At 61.3% G+C, this 8,544-nt stretch carries 7 protein-coding genes and 1 pseudogene; 1 reads left to right on the top strand and 7 read right to left on the bottom strand.

Translation table 11 applies throughout. The features are described 5' to 3' along the window. On the bottom strand, window positions 1–123 hold a 123-nt coding region (locus DI624_RS09395), incomplete at its 3' end, for a transposase (protein WP_291537579.1). Between the two features lie 63 nt (window positions 124–186). On the opposite strand from DI624_RS09395, the pseudogene DI624_RS09390 reads away from it, so the two are divergent. Beyond that, window positions 187–384: pseudogene (locus tag DI624_RS09390) on the top strand (transposase); the annotation flags it as partial. Here DI624_RS09390 and DI624_RS09385 read toward each other — a convergent pair. The 6 genes from DI624_RS09385 to putA form a co-directional block, all read right to left on the bottom strand. Next, the gene (locus DI624_RS09385) at window positions 381–1,232 is read right to left on the bottom strand and encodes a hypothetical protein (RefSeq protein WP_291537569.1); all 852 of its coding nucleotides are present in this window, start codon (window positions 1,230–1,232) and stop codon (window positions 381–383) included. The pseudogene DI624_RS09390 and the gene DI624_RS09385 overlap by 4 nt on opposite strands. A gap of 5 nt (window positions 1,233–1,237) precedes the next feature. Further along, entirely contained in the window at window positions 1,238–1,915 is a 678-nt protein-coding gene (locus tag DI624_RS09380; protein WP_291537567.1) for an ABC transporter ATP-binding protein, read from the bottom strand. Further along, complete coding sequence (locus tag DI624_RS09375; RefSeq protein ID WP_291537565.1) at window positions 1,912–3,078, bottom strand: chain-length determining protein; 1,167 nt, start codon at window positions 3,076–3,078, stop codon at window positions 1,912–1,914. The genes DI624_RS09380 and DI624_RS09375 overlap by 4 nt, the downstream gene beginning before the upstream one ends. 19 nt (window positions 3,079–3,097) lie before the next feature. Further along, the gene (locus tag DI624_RS09370; protein WP_291537563.1) at window positions 3,098–3,874 is read right to left on the bottom strand and encodes an ABC transporter permease; all 777 of its coding nucleotides are present in this window, start codon (window positions 3,872–3,874) and stop codon (window positions 3,098–3,100) included. Between the two features lie 97 nt (window positions 3,875–3,971). After that, a complete protein-coding gene (locus DI624_RS09365; RefSeq protein WP_291537576.1) occupies window positions 3,972–5,285 on the bottom strand; it encodes a glycosyltransferase family 1 protein in 1,314 nt (437 codons plus the stop codon). Between the two features lie 61 nt (window positions 5,286–5,346). Further along, window positions 5,347–8,478 carry a bifunctional proline dehydrogenase/L-glutamate gamma-semialdehyde dehydrogenase PutA gene (gene putA, locus DI624_RS09360; RefSeq protein WP_291537561.1) on the bottom strand — a complete coding sequence of 1,044 codons (3,132 nt, stop codon included), beginning with the start codon at window positions 8,476–8,478 and terminating at the stop codon, window positions 5,347–5,349. Between the last annotated feature and the right edge of the window lie 66 nt (window positions 8,479–8,544).

Here is an 8,544-nt window from a genome sequence, read left to right as displayed (position 1 = left end):
CCACCGATAGAAGGTCTGCTCGCTGATCCCGTGCCGCCGACAGACCTCCGCTGTCGGGCTCCCGGCCTCCTGCTCGCGCAGCACGCCGATGATCTGCGCGTCGTTGAACCTGCTCTTCTTCACGTCCGTCTCCTTGATGAAACGGACTCTCACTCAAAACGAGGGATCAGGAAGGGGGAACGTCACAGGCGAAACCGCAAAATCCAGCCCGTCATCGACGGCCACATCTACGCCCTGCGAAACCGCATCGAGCGTTGTTTCTCAAAGCTCAAACACAGCCGACGACTGGCCACACGATATGACAAGACCGCCGACAGCTTCCTCGGCTTCATCCTCACCGCATCAATCCGATTGTGGATCAGGCACTTCGTCCACACCGCCTAGGCCGGATTTGATACTTCAGTAATTTCAACCCCGCCGAAACTTACGTACCCGTCGAACACACCTTCCAACTGAACCAGCCGCACTTCACTGGGGGCGGCCTCAGTCCATCGGTGCTCCATGATGATCTCGAAGTACCCAGGCCTGGATGGGGAAAATTCCTGAGCCTCATAAACCTCTACGCCGCCCCAATCGACGCGAAAACGAGAACGGCTCGCCCCCTCGTCAAATCCAAACTTGATCTTGGCCTGCCAGGTCGCCGGCCGCATGACGATATAAGGTCCAGAGATCAGGAAACGCGGTTTTCCTGTGATGTCGAAGGGCAGGCCCGACATCGCTAGGTCGACAGATCGCACATCGTAATTAAAGAGTTCTGGCGACCACGTCGCAGAAGCCTCACCCATAAGCAGGCCGAGCGCTTCCGCCGCAGCCTCTGATCGCGCACTGACGGATTTTGGCTGATCTGGACAAGCGACTTCAAGCCCCGGAGCGATCTCTATCAGCCGGCCTTCTTCAGTTGGCAGTACAAGCCGTCGCACCTCGTCGAGTCGACCAGCGTCCCAGAGGCAGCGGGAAATAGATTCGATGTTGTAAAAACCATGATCTTCGTCATCGAGATCTGGCAAACCCAGCAGTATCACGATTTCAGAAACATCTGCCCCCCTGTCCAAAGCCGCCTCGACAGAAGTGCAGATGGAGAGAACGCTGTCATGCCGATCTTCTATCGAATCTGCTTTCAAAGCATCGGACAGGCGCCATCCTTTTAAAGTGGCCTGGCTTGCGATTGCATTTCGCCATGCCGTCCAAGACCTGCACGGCGGCAGCACAACGCAATGATTAGGCAACGCCATGAAAATTACGCAGCCCTCAACCACGTGTATACTTCAACGGCTTCTTGCACATCGTCAAAAAGCTTAGCCTTTCCGCTCTCTATGATCAGCGCCTGATCGCAATAACTCGCAACCATGTCGGTGTTGTGCGATGCCATTACAAACGCCCTATGCGCTCTATTCTGGAACAACTCTTCCTGACACTTGCGCTGAAAGCGTGCGTCACCCACCGCAACCAATTCGTCAATCAGATAGCAATCGAACTCGACCGCGAGGGACAGCCCAAAAGCCAGCCGGGCCCGCATACCAGATGAATACTGCTTCACAGGCCGCCGCATAGCGTTCCCTAGTTCAGCAAAATCATCCACCCTCGCCATCAGGTCTTTGAAGTCCCTGTCGTAGAGTCGCGCCAAAAATCTCACATTATCGATGCCCGTCAGTGAGCCTTGGAAGCCACCTGCGAAGCCAATGGGCCAAGACGAAGTCATCCTCCAGGTAATCCTGCCTTCCGTAGGCCGGTCGATCCCGCCGAGCATGCGTATGAAGGATGACTTGCCCTGCCCGTTGCGACCAAGAAGAGCCAGCCGTCCATCCCGACGCAAGGAGAGGTTTAGATCGGAAAACAAGGGTTTGTGCGCGCCCGGATGTGTACGACTCAACCCCTGGACCAGCAACCCTATTTCGCCAGGTGTCAAATCGGTCATCCGAGCTGACGGTGCTCCCGCACCCCCGCCCATATAAGCCAACCCAGACCGTAAATCAGCATTGTAGAGAAGAACACCGTAAGAACCGCAACGAATCGACGCGGCTCTGTCGGCTTGTCAGGGTAGCTAGGGCTGACGATGCGCTCTAGGTAAAGTTTCTGGCGTCTAGCCTCCTGTTCGGCCGTGACGACGCCTGCGGTGGCTTCCGCCAGTTCTTTGTTGGCGAGTTCGCGCCGCAGCGACAGGTCCTCGTAGCCGCTGATCTTGCTGGCGAGAGAGTTTGACGCCCCTGCGATCTTGGCGCGTTCGGTGGCGACCTGACTTTCGTAAGCCGCGATACGGGAATCCAGCATAGGAAGTTGAGGGCTTCGGGGGGCGTCGGCGACGAGTTGCGCACGCTCCGCCTTCAAGGTCGCGATCGCCGCAAGAAGGTTGCCCACGAGAGCAGAGCCCTCCGTCGCGGTGCGAGCAGGATCTATAAATTGTTCCCGGTTACGAAACGCCGCCAGTTGAGACTGGATTTCCGATAGCCGCGTCCGCGCCTCTTCCTGGCTTCGCTTGGCGTCACGAACCGCGTCTTCAGTCGCGCGTGCATTCATTCGGTTGACAAGCCGCTCCCCGCCATCAAGCATGGCGACATTGAGCGACTGCGCGATCTTTGGATCAAAACTCTCGACACGCAGGGTGCTGATCCCTGTCGTTGCGTCATATCCGGTGACGACAAATCGCTTGAAAGCCTTTCTCATGCCCTCGTCAGAGTCACCCTCCCAAAACCGGGGCCACCCCGTGAGGGGATCACCGCCTCGGGGCGCGAGAATCTTCTGAAGATCAAAGCGCTGGCGCAACTCCTGAATTCCATCCGAAGACAGCACGTACTCGTGTACAGCAAAGGCGTCAGAAGCCGAGGCCGACAGTCCCACGCCTTGCAAGACGAAACCCAGGGACGTCGCCTGCGATTGATTGGCCTGCCGGACGACAAACCGCGCTTCAGACACATAAAGCGGCGACGCAATCAACAGGTAGTAGATAGCAACGAGCAGCGTCGGAACCACCACAACGCCCAAAAAGCCCGTCGGCAGGCGACGCCACCAGCGCGTCTCCTTGGGGGATGACGTGATGAGCTGGGGGATCGGACCCACATAATTGATCTTCGTTTTGCTCATTGGTTTCGCCCAGCGGGGTTTAGGATTCGGTTTCGATTAGCGGTCGAGCGCTTGAGATGAGCAAAAGGCCGACAATGTTGAAAACTGCGCCAACAGCCAGCGCATAAGGAACATCGTAATAGGTTTTGACAAATTCGCCAAATACAGAGGAGCGCATCATCTCGACCGGATGCACGAAAGGCAATACGAGGAGGACCTTTCGGAACCCTTCAGGCAGCCAGGCAACCATCGTGAACACGCCCGAAAGAGGCAGCATCAAATAACCAATCAGGCCGATCAACCGCTCCATCACATCGAAGCGCATGGCCAACCCAGTAAGGATCAGGGCGAAGCCTGTGGATATGAAGGCAAGAAGAAACCACCCCTCATACAGCAACAGGTAGTTACTTGGAGGATTTACCTGCCCCACAGCAAGCAAAAAGGCGTAAACGACCGCATAGGCGATCGTAGCGCCTGCAAATTCCAACAAGACACGTGCCGTGAAGATATGAAATGAACCAATCTGCCTATGGTAGAGCAGCCCCATGTTGCCTTGCAGCGCGCCAGCTAAATAGCCAATCAAGTGGCGGATCAGAATCAGCGACATATAGGCCGTCATAACGAATGGCGCGAGGCGGATTCCGTGCTCGTATGCGGGCTTGGTGAAGCTCCAGAGCACCATCACGCCGAAACAGAAGGCAAGCGGCTCAGCCACCAGCCATACAAAACCAAGCCCCTCACGCCCGAAACGCGTGATGATCTCCCTCATCAGCAAGGCGAGAACGGTCCTGAAATGTCTTTTTATAGAAGCGATCATGACGCTGCCGTGGTGGACCTAGGATAAACCTCGACCGAGCAGATCGACCTTTTGCTCGTTTGCGCTCTATTAGAAGACCGGGTCAAGGGCCGGATACTCAACCCACAACCTTCGCGTAAAGATCGCGAAGCCTGAGCTGATAGGCGGCCGGGCTGAACGCCTCGGCCTGAACCTTTCCGAGGGTCTCGAAATTAAGCCGCATGTCCGCGTCTGCGTCGAGCGCCTGAATACCGCGAGCGATGGCGCGTGTGTCGTAAGGATCGACAATCAGCGCCGCGTTCCCAGCGACTTCCGGCAGCGCCCCGCCGGTGGACGTCAGCACTGCGGTCGATAGGGCCATCGATTCCAAAACAGGCAATCCAAAGCCCTCATAAAGCGAGGGGAATAATGTCGCCTTCGCGCCACGAACCAAGCTGATCAACAGAGAGAACGGCATATAATCGTATTGTCGGATGCGGTCTGCATTGGGCCCGCCGTCGCGTTTCACCTGCGCGAGCAACGCCGTTTCGCCTTCATCCAGCCAAGCCCGACCGCCGATTATTATCAAGGGAGCTCGGGTTCCTGAAGCCAAGTAAGCTTCAACGATGCGTCCAAGATTCTTCTTGGGTTCGATAGCGCCGAAATGAAGGAAATAATCCTTCCAGCCTAAGTTGAATACGCCTTCGAGTTCCATCTCTAATTCGGCTTGCGGTCGATCAGAAAGGGAGGACGGTATGCTTACGGCCTGATATGTATTTGTAACCTGGCGCTCATCAACACCAAGCAGGCGTATCACATCCTGCCGCGTGGTTTCCGACACCACCGCGATATGATCCGCACGGCTCGCGACCTCTCGGCTCAACTTCATGTAGTTAGCTTTATCGTCCAACGTGGTGTGAGGAAGACGCAGCGGTATCAGGTCGTGGAAAGTGTAGATGTTCGCCACGCCCCTAGCATGGAGCGGCAGATTGGCTGTCCAGTGCATGATGTCGGGTGCCGGAGCGTCGGATGTCGCTGCAAACGAAACGGGGGTTGATCGCCCGTAGGCCTGAAAAGCGCGGTTAGCTAGGAAATACAGATCCTGGACAGCCCAGAAACGGTCTGCAGCCGGCATCCCGCCTGAACGCGACGGCCAAATAACCTCCCCCGACGGTATGATTGGATAAGGCGATCGACCAAGCGGCGACGTGAGCGTACCTCTCCAACGACGCGCCTTTTGCTTACGGTTCAGCTTCTGGGGGGGACGTTCAGCATCAACGAGCATGGCCTCGTTGAGAACGTTCTGCGGCCTTCTAGCACCAGACGGCCCATAGAGAACCTGTGTCCCCATGCCTATGGCGCGCGCATTCTCCAAGAGATTTCGGCCGTATGTCGCGATTCCGGAGCCCTTAGCGAGAGCAAGATTAAAGCCGTCAATACAGATCGAGGTCATGGTCACCAGCAGTACGTCAAAGGCACCTTGGACGATTGTGAAGACGGATCGTCAACCCCCTCTAGAGATTCAGCAGCACCGGATCCCCGCCCTGAGCGGCAATATTCACGCTGATCGCCTTCTCCGCCGCATAGCGGATCAGGCTGTTCGGCCCACCCGCCTTGGGCCCGGTGCCCGACAGGCCCTCGCCACCGAAGGGCTGGACACCGACCACAGCGCCTGTGATCGAGCGGTTCACATAGACGTTGCCCGCCGGGACCAGGTCGACCACCTCAGCGGCGAAAGCCTCGATGCGGCTGTGGACGCCCAGGGTCAGGCCGTAGCCGCGCGCGGCGAGCGCGCCGGCGACCGATCTCAGGTCGGACGGGGCGTAGCGATAGATGTGCAGGATGGGGCCGAAGACCTCGCGCTCCAGGAAGTCGGGCGCAGGGATTTCGGCGATGGTGGGGGCGAACAGGTCGCCCTTCTCCGAGGCCATCGGCAGGGCGGCGCGGGCGACGATCTTCGCCTCTCGCGACAGGCGCTCGACATGAGCCTCCAGGGCGCGGCGCGATTCGGGGTCGATCACCGGGCCGATGTCGGTCTTGGGGTCGGCGGGATCGCCCAGCACCTGCGCCGCCAGCGCGCCCTTCAAGCCCTCGATCAGGGCGTCGGCGGAGTCCTTGGGCACATAGAGGACGCGCAGGGCCGAGCAGCGCTGGCCGGCCGAGCCGAAGGCGGACTGGATCACGTCGTCGATCACCTGTTCCTTCAGCGCCGTGGTGTCGATGAACATGCCGTTCAAACCACCGGTCTCGGCGATGAAGGGGATGATGGCGCCGGGGCGGGCGGCGATCGAGCGGTTGATGGCGGCGGCCGTGTCCGTGCCGCCGGTGAAGGCGACGCCGTCTATGCCCGGATGCGTGACCAGGGCGGCGCCCACCGTCTCGCCGCGTCCGGGAACCAGGGCCAGCAGGTCGGGGTTCAGACCGGCCTTGTGATACAGGCGCACGGCCTCGGCGGCGATCAGGGGCGTCTGTTCGGCCGGCTTGGCCAGGACGGCGTTGCCGGCGGCCAATGCGGCGGCGATCTGGCCGGTGAAGATGGCCAGCGGGAAGTTCCAGGGCGAGATGCAGGCGAAGACGCCGCGCCCATGCAGGATCAGCTGGTTGGTCTCGCCGGTCGGCCCCTTCAGGGTTTCCGGCGCGGAGAAGTCGCGTTCGGCCAGAAGCGCGTAGTAGCGGCAGAAGTCGGCGGCCTCGCGCACCTCGGCGACGCCGTCGTTCAGGGTCTTGCCCGCCTCGCGGCTGAGCAGGGCGACCAAACGGTCCATGTCCGCCTCCAGCGCATCGGCCATGGCGCGCAGGACGATGGCGCGGTTCGCCCCGCCCTGGCGGTCCCAGGCGACATGGGCGTTGGCGGCGGCCAGGGCGGCGGCGTCGATGTCGGCCGTCTCGGCCTCCGACACATGACCCAGCACCTGCGAGCGGTCGAACGGATTGGTCACGGCCTGGGCGTCGATCCCGGCCCTCAGCTTGCCGCCGACGATCGGGCCGGAGGTCAGTTTTTCGCGGTCCACCAGCCCCAGCGCCTTGGCGTGGCGTTCGCGGTCGGCGGCCTGGGAATAGTCGCGGCCGAGGGAGTTCTGACGATCGCCGTACATGTCTTTGGGAACCGGAATCTTGGGGTGACGGTCGGGCGCCTGCTCGACCAGAGAGATGGGATCGGCCGCGACGGCCGAGGCGGGCACGCGCTCGTCCAGCAGGGCGTGGACGAAGGAGGAGTTGGCGCCGTTCTCCAACAGACGTCGCACCAGATAGGGCAGCAGTTCCTCGTGCCCGCCGACCGGGGCGTAGGCGCGGACGATGACGGTCTCGCCTTTCCAGGCTTCACGGGCCGCGTCGTACAGGGCCTCGCCCATGCCGTGCAGGCGCTGGTGTTCGACCGCGACGCCCCGATCGCGCGCCATGCGGCGCACGGCGGCCAGGGTGTGGGCGTTGTGGCTGGCGAACTGGCTGTAGATCGCCGGCCACGCCTCGATCATGGCGCGCGCGCAGACCAGATAGTTCAGGTCGGTCGCCGCCTTGGTGGTGAAGACCGGATAGTCGGTGCGGCCGAAGACCTGGGCGCGCTTGATCTCGGTGTCCCAATAGGCGCCTTTGACCAGACGCACCATCAGCCGGCGGCCCGAGCGGCGGGCCAGGTCGGCCACCCGCTGGATCGTTTCCAACCCCCGCTTCTGATAGGCCTGAACCGCCAGGCCCAGACCGGTCCAGCCGCCCAGCGACGGTTCGTGCGCCAGGCGATCCAGCAGCTTCAGCGACAGGGCCAGACGGTCCGCCTCCTCGGCGTCTATGGTGAAGTTGATGTCGTATCGGGCCGCGATAAGGGCCAGGCGCAGGACGCGGGGATACAGGGTCTCCCACACTCCGTCCTCCTGTGTCGCCTCGTAGCGGGGCGACAGGGCCGACAGTTTGACCGACACGCCGTGGCCGTGGTCCGGCCCCTGGCCTTTCGACGTCCTGCCCACGGCCTCGATGGCGTCGGCGTAGATGGTCTCGTAGCGGTCGGCGTCGGCCATCGTCCGGGCGCCCTCGCCCAGCATGTCGAAGCTGCACAGCCAGCCTTCCTTGTTCGACCGTTTCAGCGCCGCCTGGATGGTGCGGCCGACCACGAACTGCTCGCCCATGATCTTGACGGCGGTGGCCACGGCCTGGCGGATGACCGGCTCGCCCAGACGGCCGGCGATCCGTTTCAGGAAGCCGGGCAGGTCGGTGCGCGCCTCCTCGTCCACGTCCACCAGCTTGCCGGTCAGCATCAGACCCCAGGTCGAGGCGTTGACGAACAGGCTGTCGGACTGGCCCAGATGGGCGGCCCAGTCGGCGGAACCGATCTTCTCGGCGATCAGACGGTCGCGGGTCTCCTCGTCCGGCACGCGCAGCAGGGCCTCGGCCAGGCACATCAAGGCCAGACCCTCGCGGGTGCCCAGCGAGAACTGCTGCAGGAAGCTTTCGACCACCCCCTGTTTCTTCTGGCTGCGGCGGGCGTGTTCGACCAGGGCGACGGCCTCGTCCACCACGGCGGCGCGTTCGGCGGCGTCCAGCGGAATGCGCGCCAGATTGGCCGCGACGGCCTCGCGCTCGTTGCGGAACTTGTGCGCATCCAGACCGTCCCAGACGGCCAGGCTGGCGGGCGAGAAGGCGGGGGCGAGCATCGGCGACAAATCCTGTGGATTACGCCTATAGGCCGGAGTTCATTGAAGGTGCTTCGTATGATAGGA

This window comes from Brevundimonas sp., assembly GCF_003248455.1.
Lineage (GTDB): Bacteria > Pseudomonadota > Alphaproteobacteria > Caulobacterales > Caulobacteraceae > Brevundimonas.
Note: the sequence above shows the minus strand (reverse complement) of the source record. Positions and strands in the feature narration are given on the sequence as shown.

Bases quoted from the DNA above. Each gene is read 5' to 3' on its own strand.
- DI624_RS09385 (WP_291537569.1), bottom strand. From the start codon at position 1,232: ATGGCGTTGCCTAATCATTGCGTTGTGCTGCCGCCGTGCAGGTCTTGG.
- DI624_RS09380 (WP_291537567.1), bottom strand. From the start codon at position 1,915: ATGACCGATTTGACACCTGGCGAAATAGGGTTGCTGGTCCAGGGGTTG.
- DI624_RS09375 (WP_291537565.1), bottom strand. From the start codon at position 3,078: ATGAGCAAAACGAAGATCAATTATGTGGGTCCGATCCCCCAGCTCATC.
- DI624_RS09370 (WP_291537563.1), bottom strand. From the start codon at position 3,874: ATGATCGCTTCTATAAAAAGACATTTCAGGACCGTTCTCGCCTTGCTG.
- DI624_RS09365 (WP_291537576.1), bottom strand. From the start codon at position 5,285: ATGACCTCGATCTGTATTGACGGCTTTAATCTTGCTCTCGCTAAGGGC.
- putA (WP_291537561.1), bottom strand. From the start codon at position 8,478: ATGCTCGCCCCCGCCTTCTCGCCCGCCAGCCTGGCCGTCTGGGACGGT.